Origin of the sequence: Bacillus seohaeanensis, from assembly GCF_042684945.1 — a bacterium.
Taxonomy (GTDB): domain Bacteria; phylum Bacillota; class Bacilli; order Bacillales; family Bacillaceae_B; genus Rossellomorea; species Rossellomorea seohaeanensis.
The window spans coordinates 60,064-77,563 of record NZ_JBHUMF010000015.1 but is presented as its reverse complement, the minus strand read 5'-3'; the positions used below and the strand labels follow the sequence as shown (position 1 = coordinate 77,563).

Here is a 17,500-nt window from a genome sequence, read left to right as displayed (position 1 = left end):
GCCCACTTGTTCCAATTCATTCTTAAAAATTTCACTTTAGTACTTCTTTGCTAGATAGAAAAATACTTAGCAAAATGAGCACAGTATATTGGAGTTATATGCAATTAGAACTACTAATGCTTGTTGATTACTGTCTCCATTTAACTAGATTTTTTAGCAATATGGCTTCTTTTTAAAACAATTGTGATAAAAGTCACATAGTCACTTTTAACCTGTTGCTAGTATAAAAATAGATAACCATCATGATTTTATAAAAGAGGTGTTCTATATGGGACAACTGAATGTGAAGCAAGCATTAGAAAATAAGGAGAAACAATTAAAAGATATAGAGTTTGCTTTAAACGAATCTTCTATTGTTGCGATAACCGATCGCAGAGGAAGAATCACGTTTGTGAATGACATGTTTTGCAAACTTTCTAAATATACACGTGAAGAATTAATGGGGCAAGACCATCAAATTATTAATGCAAATTATCATCCTAAATGTTTTTTTCAAGATATGTGGAAAACGATTGGGAATGGGAGGGTTTGGAAAGGCGAAATCAAAAACCTTGCAAAAGATGGGACGCATTATTGGGTAGATACGACGATTGTACCGATGTTGGATGAAAATAAAAAGCCATATCAATATGTTTCGATTCGCCATGATATTACGAAACGTAAAAATATGGAAGAAGAAATGAGGCACATGGCTTACTATGATTCGCTAACTAACTTGCCAAACAGAAATTACTTAATTACCCATTTAAAAAGTCTTTTGGAAAAGAAAAGTAGTGAAGCATTTGCTGTTCTTTTTCTTGATATAGATCGGTTTAAAACAATCAATGATACACTAGGGCACTCGGCTGGGGATTTATTATTGAAGGAAGTAGGAAAACGGTTAAAGGCCTGTATAAGAGAAAGCGATTTAGTATGTCGTCATGGCGGTGATGAGTTTGTCATCGTATTGGATAACATTCAGGATAAAGAAGGCGTAAATCTAGTTGCTAACCGAATCATTAATGAATTATCTAAACCATTTTATAGCAATGGAGAAAGAACTTTTTTATCGACGAGTATAGGGATTAATTTTAGTACCACCACTAAGCTACATAGGCATGGCAATGTGGAAATAGAAGATATTATTGAAGAAATAATACAAAAGTCAGATATTGCGATGTATCATGTAAAAGAACTAGGTGGTAACGGTTTTGAATTTATTACAAGAGATAAAAGTGAAAAAGTAGTAAGGCAATTTACTTTAGAAAGTCAAATCCATCAGGCATTAGAGAATAATGAGTTTTTCTTAGTGTATCAACCGCAATTTCGTATATCTGACGAAAAGCTTGTTGGAGTAGAGGTTCTTTTACGGTGGAAAAACGAAAAATTGGGTTTGGTTCCGCCAAGTGAATTTATCCCGGTATTGGAAAAAAACGGATTAATTGTCCCTGTTGGAAACTGGGTGTTGACAAAAGCAATGGAGCAATTAAGAAACTGGTTGGATCAAGGTTTGGAAATGAAGGTAGCTATAAATATTTCTCTAAAACAATTAGGAAACAATCTGTTCATTAATAGCGTAAAAGACACTATGCAACAGAATAATATAAAGCCTGAACTAGTAGAACTAGAATTGACGGAAAGCTTGTTTAGCGAAATAGACAAAGTGAAACCGGTATTAGAAGCATTAAAAACGCTTGGTATTAATCTTGCCATTGACGATTTTGGTACGGGATATTCTTCTTTAAGCTATTTAGATAACTTACCAATTGATAATTTAAAGATTGATAAATCGTTTATTGATAAAATAAATATTGATGGTGAATCCCTTGTTAAAACTATTATTGACATGGGGAAAAACTTAAAGATGGAAATAGTTGCGGAAGGAATAGAAAAAGAAGATCAATTGTTATTTCTTAAAGAGAATAACTGTCAAATTGGACAAGGGTATTTCTTTAGTAAACCGGTTCAGAGTGAAGAGATACGGAGGATTTATCAATAGATAGAATAGATAGGAGGACACGTGACATCAGCTGCTTGGAGGTATCTATGTAGTGGGTGAAGAGCACGTGTCCTCTTTGTGGCTTTAAGAGGAACATCGTTAAGACCATCATTATTTACATAATATGGTTATTGTTTGTGTTATTTTTCAGTCATTCAGTAAATTGCTTGTACGTAGAAAAATTCATAATATTTTAAGAATGTTTAAGGCTTTTTCTGTGCTAAACTATTGGTAAATAAAATAGACAAATGAGGGATTTGGATGGGAAAGCCAACGATTTTGATTGTGGAAGATGAGGAGAAAATTGCAAGGTTGTTAGAACTAGAGCTTGGATTTGAAGGGTATGAAACGACTAAATGTATGGATGGGGTCGAGGCATTTAGTATCTACAGGGAACGAGGATGGGATTTGATTTTGCTTGATATTATGCTGCCGGGAATCAGTGGGATGGAATTGTTGCGAAGGATTCGGGATAAGGATCAACATACACCAATTATCCTACTGACGGCAAAAGATTCAGTGGAAGAAAAGGTGTCAGGATTGGATATTGGTGCTAATGACTACATAACAAAACCATTTGAAATCGAAGAACTGTTGGCACGAATTAGGGCGACACTTCGAATCAGTACGCAACGACGTTCCGAAGAGACTAAGCAAGATGATTTTATTCAAGTTGCCGACCTAAGACTGAGTGAAAAAACACGTGAAGTATATAGAGGGGACGATTCCATTGATCTCACGCCTCGTGAATTCGACCTTTTAGCATATTTAATGAAACATCGTCGCCAAGTGTTGAATAGAGAACAAATTCTAGATGGGGTTTGGGGCTTTAATTATTATGGGGACACAAATGTTGTCGATGTTTATATACGTTACTTGCGAAATAAAATGGATAAACCATACAAGCACACATTGATTCATACTGTTCGAGGTGTCGGATATGTCATGAAGGAGTTACAATGAAACTCGCTAATAAAATTCATCTTTTTACAACGGTATTATTCATTGCTTTACTTATCCTTTTATCGGTAGCAATCTATTTTTCATTCAGTCGAATGCTGTTTACTAGTGAACTTGAAAGAGGAAATGCTGAAACTTCGCAAATCGCAGAAGGAATCAATCAAGCTCCCGAAGCTGTAGAACCACAGGATTTATTGAGAGCATACGTTCCAGTAAACGGAATGATTAGAATAATTGGTTCTAATGGGAAGTCTGATATTTCCGTCACAGCAAAAGGCCAAGAGAAGCTTGTCGATAAAACCATTTATTTTTATAAGGGAGAACGTCGAGAAATCATCGAATATGATGGGATTCCCTATACATTTATTTCACATCCAATTATATGGACGAATGGTGAAGTTGTTAATCTTCAAGTGATGGAAAGCCTTGCAGCGACACACGAAAACTTGAATGTACTCAGAGTTGTCATTATCGCCGTGACGCTAATTGCAACGATTCCTGTCTTTCTATCTGCAAGACTGCTGAGCAATTTTATTACAAGACCGATTACATCAATGATTGATACCATGACAGAAATCCAAAAAAACGGTGAATTCAAGCAAATTCAACTTCCGAAGCAATCAAAAGATGAGCTTTACCAAATGGGTACGACGTTCAATGACATGATGCGCTTGTTGAAAAATAACTACGAAAAACAAGAGCAATTTGTCTCCAATGCTTCTCATGAACTGAACACACCACTGACGATTATTGAATCGTATGCAAGTCTATTAAAACGACGAGGTAAACAACAGCCAGAAACATTTGACGAGTCAGTCGAAGCGATTCACTCCGAAGCAGTACGGATGAGGGAGCTGACAAGACAGTTATTGCAGTTAGCGAGAAGCGATACGCAGTGGAACTTAGTAATGACGGATATTTCTCTCATTGATATTGTGAATACATCTGTTCGGTCCTTCCGTGAGGCGTATAAAAGGGAGATTGTTGTGAATGTAGAGGCTGAAAATCAACAAGACCACCCCATCATCGTCAAAGCAGATCAACAAAAGCTAAAACAAGTTCTTTTCATTTTGCTTGATAATGCATGTAAATATAGTGACGAACTAATTAAGGTCAATGTTAAAACAAAACAGGATACCGCCTTTATCGAGGTAGTCGATAGAGGGATTGGAATTCCGACTTCAGATTTGCCAAAAGTGTTCGACCGTTTTTACCGAGTAGATAAGGCGAGGACAAGAAAAAAAGGCGGATCCGGACTAGGGCTTTCGCTTGCTAAAGAAATAGCAGTTGCGATGAACGGAGATGTTCGACTGCAAAGTGAAGAAGGATTAGGAACGAAGGCTTCTATTTTATTAGAAGTTGTTTTTTAAAGGCTCTTTTCTCATAGATCGGTGTGTTTACTTATGAATTTTTCCCATTGATTGCCGCTACAGACACAAGCCTCCTCGAGGAGGCTGCGGGGTCTGTCTCCCACTTCCATCTCTTCCGCAGGAGTCAAGTGCCCGCAGCGAGAATCAACTCAGTGGGGTAAACTTAGTTTTCTGCTAAAAAGCAACAATCTTTACGAAAAACTCACATGGCGGCTGAAACCAAGCCGCCACCATCTAGTATAAAAAAAGAAAATTTAGTGCCAAAGTGGTATAGAATTGATTCATTTTCGTTATCCTAAACGATTTTACGATGCTTAAAAAATACTTTTTTTCATACAAACAGCCTTATAAAAATTCTTTTTCTTAGTAAATTCTCATTCTTTTCCGTTATGGTGAAGAGTAAGAACAAAATGGAGTGTGAGAACATGAACCGTTCAATCAAAGTGATTGGTGCTGTTTTAGGAATTATTCTTCTTATATTAGTAGGCTGGCAGCTACGTGGCATTTTTTTCGGAACAGATCCAATTACAAAAGCAGAGGCGAGTGAAATGGTTAAAGCCCAGTATAAAGGTGAAGTCCTAACTGTTTCCGAAGACAAAGATATGTTCGTGATGACGATGGAACTCGATGATAATCAATACGAGGTCAAGGTAAATCAAGAGACTGGGGAAATTGCCAATCTTGTTCGAATTTCTAAAGGAAAAGATAAGACGGAACAAAAACTCAGTGAAAAAGAAATTAGGGAAATCGTTCGTGAAAATCAACAAGGGGACATTAAAAGTGTAGAAGAAAAACAGGAAAAGGGTCAATCTTTCTACTATGCTGTTGTGCAAAGTGAAACGGAAAAAACGATTGTGAAACTAGAAAGTGCAACAGGCAAGGTCATTGACAAAGTGACCGAAAAGATTCCAGATAAAGAAACGATGCCGACACCACAGGAGCAAGCGAAAAAGCTGACGGAAAAAGAGGCGACTAAAATTGCATTGCAAAAGGTCCAAGGGAAACTTGATGACGTGGAGCTAGAAGAGTTAAACGGAGTCAGCTATTACTTGGTTGAAATAGAACGGGAGGATGAACAAGAAGCAACTGTCCAAATTAATTCTATTTCGGGGGAAGTTATTAGTATTGTTTGGGATGAGTAGAAAAGTAGTCGTACTTTTCGGGTCGTTCGGTTCCAATGGCTAGCCCCTTGAAAGGTCATAAGACGAGCATTCCAAAAAGGTAAAAGCGCCTTTCCGGGATGCTCGTCTTATGTTTTTCGGGTCTGATCGAGCCGCTTCTACTTTTCGGTTGTCCAGTTCCAGCGGCTAGCCCCTCGAGGTCATAAGCCCAACACCCTAAAAAGGCAAAAAGCGCCTTTCCAGGGTATTGGTCTTATGCTTGTCGGGCCTGATCGAGCCGCTTTCACTTTTCGGTTTGTCTAGTTCCAGCGGCTAGCCCCTCGAGGTCATAAGCCCAACATCCTAAAAAGGCAAAAAGCGCCTTTCCAGGGTGTTGGTCTTATGCTTGTCGGGCCTGATCGAGCCGCTTTCACTTTTCGGTTTCTCTCATCAATTTCTCAGATTCGTCTATCTGTCTTCTCATTTTGGCTGGTTATGATGTAAGTAACGCTAAATGAAGGAGGAAACAGGAAATGAAAAGTAAGTTCAAATTAGTTATTGGTGGAATTGCAGGAGTAGTGTTGTTAGGTGGAGCCGTTGGCGTAGGAGCGATTTCTAATTCAGGAGATAAAACGGGAAAGGCTGTTTCAGCGCAACAAGAGCTAATTTCAAAAGAGGAAGCCAAAAATATTGCTAGCAAAGAGACAAAAGGAACAGTGGAAAATATCGAACTAGATGAAGAAGATGGACGTATGGAGTATGATGTGGACCTTCATAATGAAAAAGATGATGATATTGACGTAGAAATCAATGCTGTCAATGGGAAAGTACTGAAAGTTGACTATGATCGTGATGATAGAGACGATGATAATGACAGTGAAGCTAGTGCAGATGTAAAAATAACAAAAGAACAAGCAATAAAAATTGCACAGAAAGAACAAAAAGGCACCATTACGGAAATCGAACTTGATGACGGTCATTATGAAGTGGAAATTCATGATGGTAACAAAGAAACTGAAATGAAGATTGATGGAAACACTGGTAAAGTACTAGAAAAAGATACAGAGACCGATGATGATTAGAATGGGATAGATATGAGGATGAAACACACAGGTTTTTTTGATAACCTGTGTGTTTTTATTATACTGTTTCTCCAAAATAAGTCTATGTTTTAGCACTAATTATTTTTTGATGTTTTCTTATAAGGAAAATTAAGGAATATCCCGAGTAATCCAATAAAAAGTAGTAGAAGGTTAAGTAAGTTGAATCCTTTGGCAAAGACTAAATAAAACCCTATCCCTGTGATGAACCAACCGATCCCTTCTCTCATAGCCATTCCAATTTTTTCTTTCAAATTAAAACCTCCATTAAATAGAAGTGTTTTGCTTCATTAGTTATTAGAATAATTAGTATTCTCTATTATACCATAATATTGAATTCATTAAAGGGAGAGAAGGTACACATTTTAATCCAAATGTAGTAGATGTGTTTACCCCTATTCCAAAGTAAAATGGGGCTGGGACAAATGTGTTCTAGGTGAATAAAAAACCGAATTAATTCTTTCATTTGAAGGCGAATTAGTTCGGTTTTTTTATAAGTCTTCATAAAATTTGTTCTTCTTTTTAACTTGTTCTAACTGTTGATTGGAGTGCAAGACGAAGCCGAGGAGACTCCCATTCCTCCCCGCGGAATCTTGTGTCCGTAGCGGAAATCAACGGTCTTAATTTATAAGTAAAAACAACAATCTATGAGAAAAGAGCCTATACATTAAACTTTTCTACAATCTCATTTAGGTCTGTTGCCATTTCGACGGTGTCATTGGAATGGTTAGTAATTTCTTCGATAGATGCAGTCGATTGCTCGGTTGCTGCCGACACTTCCATGGTGTGTGCTGCAACATTTTCCATCGCCTTTACTAGTTGTTGAATTTTATCATTTGTCTCTTTAGAAATTGTTGTTTCTTCTGTTGTTATCGAAGCAATTTCATTAATATCATGCACCGTTTTCGTTACTTCTTTTAATATATCTTCAAGAGCAGTGCCAGTTTCATGTACAGCGTTTTCTCCCTGTTCAACGCTGTTTCTGCTCTCATGTATCGATTTTACCGTTTTTTGAATGCCGTCTGTAATTTTTAATACGAGTTCTTCTACACTTGCGACTTCTCTATTAGATTGCTCTGCTAGTTTACGAACTTCATCCGCGACGACGGCAAAGCCTTTACCGTTTTCTCCGGCACGTGCTGCTTCAATCGACGCGTTTAAGGCGAGTAGATTTGTTTGTCCAGCAATTCCGTTAATCGTTTCGGTAATGCGCTTAATTTCAGAAGTATAGGCGTTTAAATGATTAATAGCTTTTTCCGTTTCCAATGTCGCCGTTTTAATCCCGTCCATCTTACTTGTAATTTCTATTACTTTTTCTTTTCCATGTTGAGCAGTTTGCAGCGTATTAGTAGAATTTTGAACGCTTGAAATTGCCTTTTCCTTTGTGGATTGGACAAAAGTTACTAATTTTTGTAGTGATTCCGCTGCAGTTGCACCTTGCTCCGTTCCATGAGCTGTTTCAGTTGCTACAGATTCCATGCTAGTAGATACTTGATGTAATGCTAGATTCATTTCTTGTAAGGAAGTAGATGAAATTTTTGCATTACTGGATAGTTGATGGGAAGATTTCTTTAAAATAGAAATAATGTCTTGCAAGTTCGTCGTCATCACATCTACTGTTTCTGCTAATTCACCAACTTCATCTTTACGGTGAATTTCTAATTTCTCTACTGCTAGATTACCAGCTGCTACTTGTTTTGCTTGCTTAATTAGTGCAGAAATAGGTTTTGTTTTTCTTCTTAATAAAATAATAGTGATGACAGAAGCAATAATCATCGGGATAATTCCAATAAGCAAACCACCGCTAATAACATCCCAAGTCCGTTCTGTGACAATGCTTGCATCAAAATCAATGACACTTATCGCAATAATTTCTTTTGAAGGGTCATGATCTTTGAAAATTGGAGCATATCCGGATAGACGCTTTATGCCACCAAACTCGTAAATTTCGGAATAAGTGGAGTGTTTTCCTTCTACTAACATAGAAATTGCTTCTTTATCGATGTAAAAAGAATCACCAACTTCATAACCAGCTTCACGTAAATTATCATCAAGTGCTAACAGTTCACCATTCACATCAATAATATACTGTGTTTCAAATATATCTTTATGACCAATTGTCCAGTTTATCGTCTCGCTAACTTTTTCTGCTATCTGTGAATCACCTGTCTTTATTTTCTCGATATCGCTTGGATTCAATAGTCCAGTCGTGATATTTGCGCAGCCATAAGCTTCAATTCCAGCTGCCTCGTAAATTTTGTCATAGGCTGTTATGTATGTGGCAATAGATGTGATAAGTAGAGAAATAAAAATAATTCCGATAATGATACGTCCTAATTGCCATGTTAATGTTTTTCGCATCTTTCCCATAAGAATCCCCCTGTTCGTAGAGCTATGTATAGGCTTTCCCTTACTTCATTTAAAATAGTAGTCTCGTATTTTTAAAGATAGGCTATTTTTTAAAAGATTGTTGCTGTTAACACCAATGGAAAACACAGTGGAAAGGAACGGACCATTCCCCACAAACAACAAACCTTACGAAAACAGCCTAAGATAAAAAGAGAAGCCCCATGAAAGAAAAAACATGGGGACAACGCACTTTAAGAATGCAACTCGTTAATCTTAGCAGCTAGCTTATTATACTCAGTATAAAGTTGCGTTCCCTCTTCATAAATGGCAGGCGTTGGTGAACCTTCTTGTGGTTCTTGGATTGGAAGACGCGCTAATACTTCGGTATGAAGATTCTCTGCTAACGCTTCGCCGCCGCCTTTCCCGAATAAATAATATTTATCTTGCCCTTCTATTGGTTGAAAGTAGGACATATTCTCGACGACACCAATAATTTCATGCTCTGATTTTATCGCCATTGTTCCGGCACGCTCTGCTACATGTGTTGCTGTTTGGTGAGGCGTTGTAACAATAATTTCCTTACTTTGCGGAATGAAGTTATGCATGTCCAATGCAACATCACCTGTTCCTGGAGGCATATCGAGAATAACATAATCTAATTCTCCCCACATAACATCCTTTGTAAAATGTTCTACCATTTTTCCTAGCATCGGACCTCTCCAAACAACGGGGTCATTTCCTTTAATAAGAAACCCCATCGACATGACTTTGACACCATGTGCTTCAATAGGAATAATCTTTTGATTAATTGTCTTTGGTCTACTTGAAATATTCATGATGTTCGGGACACTAAACCCATAAATATCGAGATCGATAAGGGCGACATTTTTTCCTGAACGAGCCAATGCTGTTGCAAGATTGACAGAGACGGTAGATTTACCAACGCCTCCTTTTCCACTAGTCACCGCGATAACAGAACCTGATAACATGTAAAACACCTCTTTTGTTAGTAAGCCTCCTTTTCGTAGACTGTAGTGAATGGTGCCAGTCACCAAAACTCCCGCTACGAAGAAAAAAGCTTTTATAATTTTTCTTTATCATGTGACAAACTTCACAGTCGGATGAAAATCTAATGATTACAATAATGATAGTTAGTCACGTAATAACGTTATATCCCTATCATAAACAAATATATCCCTAATGATTATGACAAAAGTCACACCGAAAAGTGAAAGCGGCTTGATCAGACCCGACAAGTATAAGACAGGCATCCCGGAAAGGCGCTTTTGGCCTTTTGGGGATGAATGGCTTATGACTCGAGGGTCTAGCCGCTGGAACTAGACACACCGAAAAGTGAAAGCGGCTTGATCAGACCCGACAAGCATAAGACAGGCATCCCGGAAAGGCGCTTTTGGCCTTTTGGGGATGAATGGCTTATGACTCGAGGGTCTAGCTGCTAAAACCAAACACACAAAAAACGAAAACAGCTCGAGCCCCTAGAAACTACATTAACGAAAACAGGAGGGGAATAAATGAAGACGTTTGAACGTTCTTTTTATTCAAAAGCAAGTCAGTATTCTTTTATCGTCATTTTATTTCTATTTTTTACAGTTTGGATTGGGACAGAGAAATTCTTGCACTTTGATATGGCCCTTTTAGGATATTTAATTTCTTCATTAATCTTTGCGATTGGGCTTACCGTGAGAATGTGTTCATGGTTAATTAGACCAGCTACTAGACAAGTAGTGAAGCGAAGCATAAAAAATATGAGAGAGCGAAAAAGAGTCAAACGAAATATTGGTTCGATTGTAAAAACAGCATTTGAGAATATTTTTCTGCAAAAGTTTATTTTTAAACGTGGGATTTATCGCGGGATTCAACATTTTATGATTGCTTGGGGCTGTGTAGGATCGTTTGCAATCACATTCGGGTTAACGTTTGGGTGGATGCACTTTGAATTAATTGACCCAGAACATTATGTCATTGTTGTGATGGGAATAGAGACAATCACAATGAAAGCACATGGGATTTTCGCAGAGCTTGTTTATAACGGACTAAATATAACCGCAATCATGGTGCTTATCGGTGTTTGTATGGCGTTAGTCAGAAGAATTGTGAACCAAGACGTCAAAGTAACACAACGAGCAGAGTTCGATATTTTTCCATTAGCTTTACTATTTGCGGTAACAGCCACTGGATTAATTTTAACGGTTTCGTATGCTTTTTTAGATGGGTGGATGCATCCTTATTTAACATTGATTCACCAAGTAACGGTTGTCGTCTTGCTTGTGTATTTTCCATTTGGAAAACTGTTTCATTTACCAATCCGTCCACTTGCGACAGCAGTGCCGATGAACTATCAAGAGGAGCTAAGAGTCGATACAAGACCGTGTATGGCTTGCGGAAACACCTATAGTTCTGATGATCAAATCACAGATGTTAAAGGTATTTTAGAAGTACAACAATTTGATTTTCAACTCGAAGATGGAACGTACTTGTCTGATTATTGCTTGCCGTGCCGAAGAAGAATTCGCGTGATGAAGCAGATGAATATAGAGAGTCAAATGGCCGATAATCCAATCTCGACGATGAACGGTATTCATCTTTCTGGTTTTAGTAAAAACCGTACAGATGACTATTACCATTTACCAAAACATGTACAAGAACAGTTAAAGAAATATCGAGATGAAGGAGGAGAAGAAGAGTGAGTGATTTTCTAGTAAAAGATGGAGTGAAAAATTTACGTAAACCAGGGGAAAGACTTGTTACAACCCATTGCTGCTATTGTGGAATGCAATGTGGGATGCATATTCGTGTCAATGAGAAGTCAGGAAAAGTTGTTGGGGTGGAACCGAGATATGATTGGCCTGTTACGAAAGGGAAAATGTGTCCAAAAGGAGTTACGGCTTATCAAACGGTTGAACACGAGGATCGTATCTTAAAGCCACTTATTAAGAAAAATGGAAAATTTGTAGAGTCATCTTGGGAAGAAGCACTCGATGTTATTGAGAAGAATTTTAAACGACTGCAAAAAGAAAATGGAAAAGATTCCGTCGCCGTATTTGGTGGCGTATCGATGACAAATGAAAAATGTTATCTTGTTGGTAAATATGCCCGCGTTGGACTTGGTACACGTTTCGTCGATTATAATGGTCGTTTCTGCATGAGTTCTGCTGCTGGTGGATTTTTAAAAACATTAGGAATAGATCGCGGTTCAACAGTACCGTGGCCAGAACTCGAACATACGGATTGTTTCTTTATTGCAGGGTCTAATACAGCAGAGTGTCACCCTACAAGTATTCAATGGCTATGGAAAGCAAAAGACAAAGGGGCAAAACTAATTGTTGCGGACCCTCGTGAAACACCGACAGCTCGGGTAGCGGATGTTCACCTTGACCTAAAACCAGGAACAGATTCGGCACTTGCTAACGGGATGCTTCACATTTTAATCAAAGAAGGTTATGTAGATCATGAATACGTACAAAAGCGCTGCAATAACTTTGAAGAATTAAAAGCGAATGTTGAAATTTTTACACCAGAATACACTTCTGAGATTACGGGTGTATCCATCGAGAAAATTATTAAAGCTGCACATATCTACGGCATGTCTCCACGTTCAGTTGTGATGTTTGCTCGTGGTGTTGAACAACAAATAAAAGGTGTAGACAATGTTGCATTATATACATCCATGGCATTACTCCGTGGACAAATTGGGAAATTTGCTTCTGGTGTTGCAACGTTTACTGGTCAAGGAAATGGCCAAGGAGGAAGGGAACATGGACAAAAAGCAGACCTTTTACCTGGATATCGTAAACTAACGGACCCAAAAGCGGTCGAATATGTTTCAAAAGTTTGGGGAATTGACCCGAAAGATATGCCAAAACCAGGTGTTTCGGCGTATGAAATGTTTGATGAAATTCAAAAAGATGAGATCAAAGGCATGCATGTTATCTGTACTAACCCAGCAGTCTCTGCACCAAATCTTGAACATATCTGGAATGGCTTTAAAAAATTAGATTTTCTTGTTGTGAGTGATTTCTTCCTATCGGAGACGGCACAATTTGCAGATGTGGTGCTCCCTGCAACAACATGGGCGGAAGATGACGGTACGACAACAAACCTAGAAGGTCGTGTCATTCGTATTCGTAAAGTTAGAGACCCACTAGGTGACGCAAAGCCAGACTGGGAGATCCTTAGTCTAATTGCAGAGCGAATGGGGAAAGGCAAGTATTTTCCATATAAAACTTCTCGTGAAATTTTTGAAGAATTCCGTGTCGCAAGTAAAGGCGGAAAAGCGGATTACTACGGTATCACTTGGGAACGAATTGACAAGGAGAATGGTGTGTTTTGGCCATGTCCATCCGAAGATCATCCAGGGACACCAACAATGTTTACAGAAGAATTTGGAACACCTGATGGCAAAGCAAATCTCGCAGCAGTTCCATGGCAAGATGCAGACGAAACGCCAACAACGGAATATCCGAACTTTTTAACAACAGGACGTGTTGTTTACCATTATTTATCTGGAAACCAAACAAGAAGAGTAGGGTTCTTATATGACCAATGTCCAGACCCTTATGTAGAATTACATCCAGCACTTGCAAGTAAGTACAACATCGAAAACGATGAGGAAGTAAGACTTGTAACAGCAAGATCACAAATGGTCGTAAAAGCGAAAATAACAAAAGCGATTCGAAGAGATACTGTGTTTGTTCCGTATCATTGGGGAAAAGAATTAGCAGTTAATCAACTAACAAATCCAGCATTAGATCCAACATCTAGAATGCCTGAATTTAAAGTTTGTGCGGTAAGAATAGAGAAGCTTTAATATTGGAGAACGGGGGAGTAAAGACTATGAATAAAATCATGTATTTAGAATTTGAAAGATGTATCGGTTGTCGCGCTTGTCAAGCTGCTTGCCGTGAATGTGGCGATCATGATGCGAAAGAGCGGAACTATGTGGAGTATGTTGATTTTACAGAAAGCCGTCAGACGTATCCGATGTTATGCATGCAATGTAAAGATCCAGCATGTGCGCGAGTTTGTCCGGCAAATGCAATTCAAATCACCGATGAAGGTGTCGTGTTATCGGCGATGGAAGAAAAATGTATTGGTTGCCGAAACTGTACATTCGGTTGCCCATTTGGAATTCCAAAGTTCGATTTTGAAGAAAATAAAATGTATAAATGTGATATGTGTTATGACCGTTCGAAACATGATATTGCGCCAATGTGTGCTTCTGTGTGTCCAAGTGATGCGATTCGTTTTATAGATTTTGAGGAAATGCAACAATTACGTCGCAGTCGTACGCAGATGAATTTAGTAGAAGGGAAGAAACCACAAGAAGGAAACAAGTGGGAGTATGTACCGGAATTCTTCGGAGTTTATACAGATTAATAAGAAGGGAAGTGTGTTCTCGAGATGGCAGAAGACAAAAAACTAGGAAGAAATAAAAAAGATTCAAACGATGATATGATTAACTTAGTGGATAACCTTAACCGCGATGATGATGTTAAGTATAATCGGCGAGCGTTTCTAAAATCAACCGTAGGGGCATCCGTTGCTATCGGTCTTGCAACCTTACCATTTTCTGTTCTAGCCTTAAATAGTAAAAAAGATGATTCAAATCGGGTATTTGTGGCGAACCTTTCCGACGTACCGAAAGACAGTTCGATGAATTTTACTTACCCAACAAAAGACGATCCGGCAATACTCGTTCACACAAAACAAGGTGAACTAAAAGCCTATAATAATAAATGTACACATCTGCAATGCCCAGTATTTTACGAAAAAGAAGAATCCGTTCTACTTTGTCCCTGTCATAAAGGATACTTTAGCCTAGATAATGGCCATCCACTTGCAGGTCCTCCACAGCGGGAGCTCCCACTTATTGAGCTTCAAGTAAAGGATGGAGCAATCTTCGCTGTCGGAAGGAAGATTAGACATGAGTAAAAAAATGACGTGGATTTTCATCGTTATTACGCTTGCAGTAAATGTCGTCATGCTACAATGGACGATCGAAGCATACTATGGACAGGAATACGAGCATGTATGGATTTATTCCGCCATTGCTGTCCTATCATCGATTATCTGCTTCCTGACGTATTGGTTTTGGAGAAAAAAAGAATATAGTTAGTGGGAGAAACACTTGGATTTTACTTAAATCCAGGTGTTTTTTATGAGCTATAGAATAGGTAATGGAATTTGACTGGGGAAGTGAGCAAGAAATAATCGAGAATACCGGCGGAATAATCCAAAACGGGTAAAATATATAATCCGAGTGAAGTAAAACGCCCCAGAAAGGGAAGTGTCGACCGTAGATGTCCGTAAACAAAACCCTCCATGCTGAATGATTATTTTGATATGACACAAAATAAAACGAAGGGTAATTAAGGGAGGTATGTATGTGAATCATAATCTTGACTATGACCGAGACGGTGATCGCGAGGATATAATGAGCACTGCTTCGTTAAAAAATGTCTTAGAGTCCGCGTATAAGGTGGAAAATGATCTTATGAGAAACTATATTACGACAGCGGAAAAAATTCATGACAATAAAATGTTAAAAGAACGACTGCAGAATTTTGCAGAAGGGAATGCAAAAAGGTTGGAGCAATTAAAGGATGAAGTAGAAAACTTGTAGTGGGGAATGGGGGGACAGGTGAGAGGGCCAGACCCGGAAGTGCCAGACCCCGAGGTGCCAGACCCAAAAAGAGGTGAGAGGGCCAGACACAAAGGTGCCAGACCCCAAAAGAGGTGAGAGGGTCAGACCCCGAGGTGCCAGACCCCCAAAGAGGTGAGAGGGCCAGACCCGAAGGTGCAAGACCCAAAAAGAGGTGAGAGGGTCAGACCCCAAGGTGCCAGACCCAAAAAGAGGTGAGAGGGCCAGACCCCGAGGTGCCAGACCCAAAAAGAGGTGAGAGGGTCAGCCTCCGAGGTGCCAGACCCAAAAAGAGGTGAAAGGGTCAGACCCCAAGGTGCCAGACCCCAAAAGTGATGAATGAGATCAAAGCAAGATGTCCAAAACCTAAAAAATGCTTGGTTACTCTTCACTCCCTAATAAAGAGGAAGAGACCAGGCATTTTTGTTCTTAGTTGGGAAACTATAACATATTAGCATGTGGATAACTTTTCTACTGGAACAGTTTACATCTAGCTCCAGCGCCTAGCCCCTCGGGTCATAAGAGGAGCTGTTCAAGGCGCTTCCGCTTTTGTTCTTACCATTCGTTTGTTGGTTCAATTGTTAAATCATTACCAGTAATTTTTTTTTCGCCAAATAGTGTGATGAGGGTACATTCGCAAATATTTCTCGTTTGTTCATTTAATTTATAATGAACAAACAATCCAGAAGATTTTTCGATTTGGTTTTCGTCTAACACACGTATTTTTTTTCCTTTTAACGTGATAAATTTCGCCTCTTGTAAAAATTCATACCACTTTTGCCAATTCGTTAGGATGTAGGCACCTTCACTATTCTTTAGGTAACCTAATAGAGCTTTTTGATCATCAACTTCTGCATTTAATTTTTCTGCTAACGTAACAATGACTTGATGGATTTCTGTGTATTCTTCTAAGCTTAAACCGGGTGAGAATGTTAATTTTATGGAAGAATTTGACTCACTAGTAGTTGCAGTGATTAGTTTTTTTGTATGATTCCAATAAACAAGAGACGTTGCTTCTTTTTTAAAGTTTTCTTGTTGAAGAATTTTTATGAGATTATTATTTTGTGAGAATGTAAGTAAAACCGAAAGCATTTTTTATTCCCTCCATTAGTTGTAAGACCCTTGTGTGAAGTTTATCACTACTAAGTTTTCTTGTTTTCATTATTATAAAGGTATGAAAAGGAAAATGGTGTGATAATTATTACAGGTTTGGACGAAAGACAGGAGGGGCAAGTTTAAAAGATATTACATATTTCGATTGGACAGTTTTCACAGCCAATTTCTAGTCGTAAAGGTTCTAAATCGTGTATGAGCATTTTTCCTGAGGCTTCCATTGTGATGATCTTTCTTTTTCGTAAATCACTTAGCATCCGGTTGACACTTTCTCTAGTAGTAGCACAAAATTTTGCTAAATCTTGATTTGTTAGATGCAGGTCAATTAAAATTCCGTCCTTTTTCTGAACGCCGTAACTATTAGATAAGCGAATGAGTGTCGAGTACAAGGCACCTTTTTTGCCGTTGAGAACAAGGTCACGGATTTTGGATTGTATTCTTTGGAGATGAAGTCCCATCCATCTCATGTACTCAAATGCCAGTGGTGGGTTTTTACTAAATTCTTTTTCTAGTATTTCTTTATTGATGGCATATACTTCAATCTCTTCTAATGCACTAGCATTAAGCATATATTTAGCATCATCAACGTAAAGTGTTAGTTCACCGACAATATCATTTGTAGAACAAATCTGCATGGAGAGTTCATCACCATCAATTGTAAGTTTTGTCACTTGAACTAAGCCGGATTTGATTAAATATAATTCATGGGCATCCATGCCTTCTTGGAAAAGATAGCTGCCTTTTGCTATTTTTTTGCTTGTACTGACTGATATGAGAAAATCACGAAGATTATTAGATAGTAAATGAAGATCGTTTTTCGTATTCAAGTTCATCACTCCAAGGAGTAGTTTAGTTAAACGTATAATTGA

At 38.4% G+C, this 17,500-nt stretch carries 16 protein-coding genes; 11 read left to right on the top strand and 5 right to left on the bottom strand.

From position 1 onward, the window contains the following. The first annotated feature begins 268 nt into the window (after nucleotides 1-268). From ACFSUL_RS06425 to ACFSUL_RS06405, 5 genes are all read left to right on the top strand, one after another. Complete coding sequence (locus ACFSUL_RS06425) at nucleotides 269-1,978, top strand: sensor domain-containing protein (protein ID WP_377933747.1); 1,710 nt, start codon at nucleotides 269-271, stop codon at nucleotides 1,976-1,978. Nucleotides 1,979-2,239: 261 nt separating this feature from the next. After that, entirely contained in the window at nucleotides 2,240-2,941 is a 702-nt protein-coding gene (locus ACFSUL_RS06420; RefSeq protein ID WP_377933745.1) for a response regulator transcription factor, read from the top strand. After that, entirely contained in the window at nucleotides 2,938-4,308 is a 1,371-nt protein-coding gene (locus ACFSUL_RS06415; RefSeq protein WP_377933743.1) for a sensor histidine kinase, read from the top strand. The genes ACFSUL_RS06420 and ACFSUL_RS06415 overlap by 4 nt, the downstream gene beginning before the upstream one ends. 425 nt (nucleotides 4,309-4,733) lie before the next feature. Continuing rightward, complete coding sequence (locus ACFSUL_RS06410; protein ID WP_377933741.1) at nucleotides 4,734-5,450, top strand: PepSY domain-containing protein; 717 nt, start codon at nucleotides 4,734-4,736, stop codon at nucleotides 5,448-5,450. Between the two features lie 491 nt (nucleotides 5,451-5,941). Next, nucleotides 5,942-6,490 carry a PepSY domain-containing protein gene (locus tag ACFSUL_RS06405; RefSeq protein WP_377933739.1) on the top strand — a complete coding sequence of 183 codons (549 nt, stop codon included), beginning with the start codon at nucleotides 5,942-5,944 and terminating at the stop codon, nucleotides 6,488-6,490. Nucleotides 6,491-6,585: 95 nt separating this feature from the next. On the opposite strand, the gene ACFSUL_RS06400 is transcribed toward ACFSUL_RS06405, so the two are convergent. The 3 genes from ACFSUL_RS06400 to ACFSUL_RS06390 form a co-directional block, all read right to left on the bottom strand. Continuing rightward, complete coding sequence (locus tag ACFSUL_RS06400; protein WP_377933737.1) at nucleotides 6,586-6,762, bottom strand: hypothetical protein; 177 nt, start codon at nucleotides 6,760-6,762, stop codon at nucleotides 6,586-6,588. Between the two features lie 406 nt (nucleotides 6,763-7,168). Further along, nucleotides 7,169-8,878: a methyl-accepting chemotaxis protein gene (locus tag ACFSUL_RS06395; RefSeq protein ID WP_377933735.1), complete on the bottom strand. Its 1,710-nt coding sequence runs from the start codon at nucleotides 8,876-8,878 to the stop codon at nucleotides 7,169-7,171. Nucleotides 8,879-9,108: 230 nt separating this feature from the next. Then, a complete protein-coding gene (locus ACFSUL_RS06390) occupies nucleotides 9,109-9,846 on the bottom strand; it encodes an Mrp/NBP35 family ATP-binding protein (protein ID WP_377933733.1) in 738 nt (245 codons plus the stop codon). 543 nt (nucleotides 9,847-10,389) lie between these two features. On the opposite strand from ACFSUL_RS06390, the gene ACFSUL_RS06385 reads away from it, so the two are divergent. From ACFSUL_RS06385 to ACFSUL_RS06360, 6 genes are all read left to right on the top strand, one after another. Beyond that, complete coding sequence (locus tag ACFSUL_RS06385) at nucleotides 10,390-11,565, top strand: MFS transporter (RefSeq protein WP_377933731.1); 1,176 nt, start codon at nucleotides 10,390-10,392, stop codon at nucleotides 11,563-11,565. After that, a complete protein-coding gene (gene fdhF, locus ACFSUL_RS06380; RefSeq protein WP_377933729.1) occupies nucleotides 11,562-13,685 on the top strand; it encodes a formate dehydrogenase subunit alpha in 2,124 nt (707 codons plus the stop codon). The genes ACFSUL_RS06385 and fdhF overlap by 4 nt, the downstream gene beginning before the upstream one ends. Before the next feature lie 26 nt (nucleotides 13,686-13,711). After that, on the top strand, nucleotides 13,712-14,254 hold the full coding sequence (locus ACFSUL_RS06375; RefSeq protein ID WP_071411763.1) for a 4Fe-4S dicluster domain-containing protein: 543 nt from the start codon (nucleotides 13,712-13,714) through the stop codon (nucleotides 14,252-14,254). Nucleotides 14,255-14,278: 24 nt separating this feature from the next. Next, nucleotides 14,279-14,809 carry a QcrA and Rieske domain-containing protein gene (locus ACFSUL_RS06370; RefSeq protein WP_377933727.1) on the top strand — a complete coding sequence of 177 codons (531 nt, stop codon included), beginning with the start codon at nucleotides 14,279-14,281 and terminating at the stop codon, nucleotides 14,807-14,809. Next, complete coding sequence (locus ACFSUL_RS06365; protein ID WP_071411764.1) at nucleotides 14,802-14,993, top strand: hypothetical protein; 192 nt, start codon at nucleotides 14,802-14,804, stop codon at nucleotides 14,991-14,993. Before ACFSUL_RS06370 ends, ACFSUL_RS06365 begins: the two co-directional genes overlap by 8 nt. Before the next feature lie 264 nt (nucleotides 14,994-15,257). Then, the gene (locus ACFSUL_RS06360; RefSeq protein ID WP_071411765.1) at nucleotides 15,258-15,500 is read left to right on the top strand and encodes a hypothetical protein; all 243 of its coding nucleotides are present in this window, start codon (nucleotides 15,258-15,260) and stop codon (nucleotides 15,498-15,500) included. A gap of 573 nt (nucleotides 15,501-16,073) precedes the next feature. On the opposite strand, the gene ACFSUL_RS06355 is transcribed toward ACFSUL_RS06360, so the two are convergent. Beyond that, on the bottom strand, nucleotides 16,074-16,610 hold the full coding sequence (locus ACFSUL_RS06355; protein WP_377933724.1) for a hypothetical protein: 537 nt from the start codon (nucleotides 16,608-16,610) through the stop codon (nucleotides 16,074-16,076). 143 nt (nucleotides 16,611-16,753) lie between these two features. Beyond that, nucleotides 16,754-17,464 carry a Crp/Fnr family transcriptional regulator gene (locus ACFSUL_RS06350; protein ID WP_377933722.1) on the bottom strand — a complete coding sequence of 237 codons (711 nt, stop codon included), beginning with the start codon at nucleotides 17,462-17,464 and terminating at the stop codon, nucleotides 16,754-16,756. Nucleotides 17,465-17,500 lie beyond the last annotated feature (36 nt).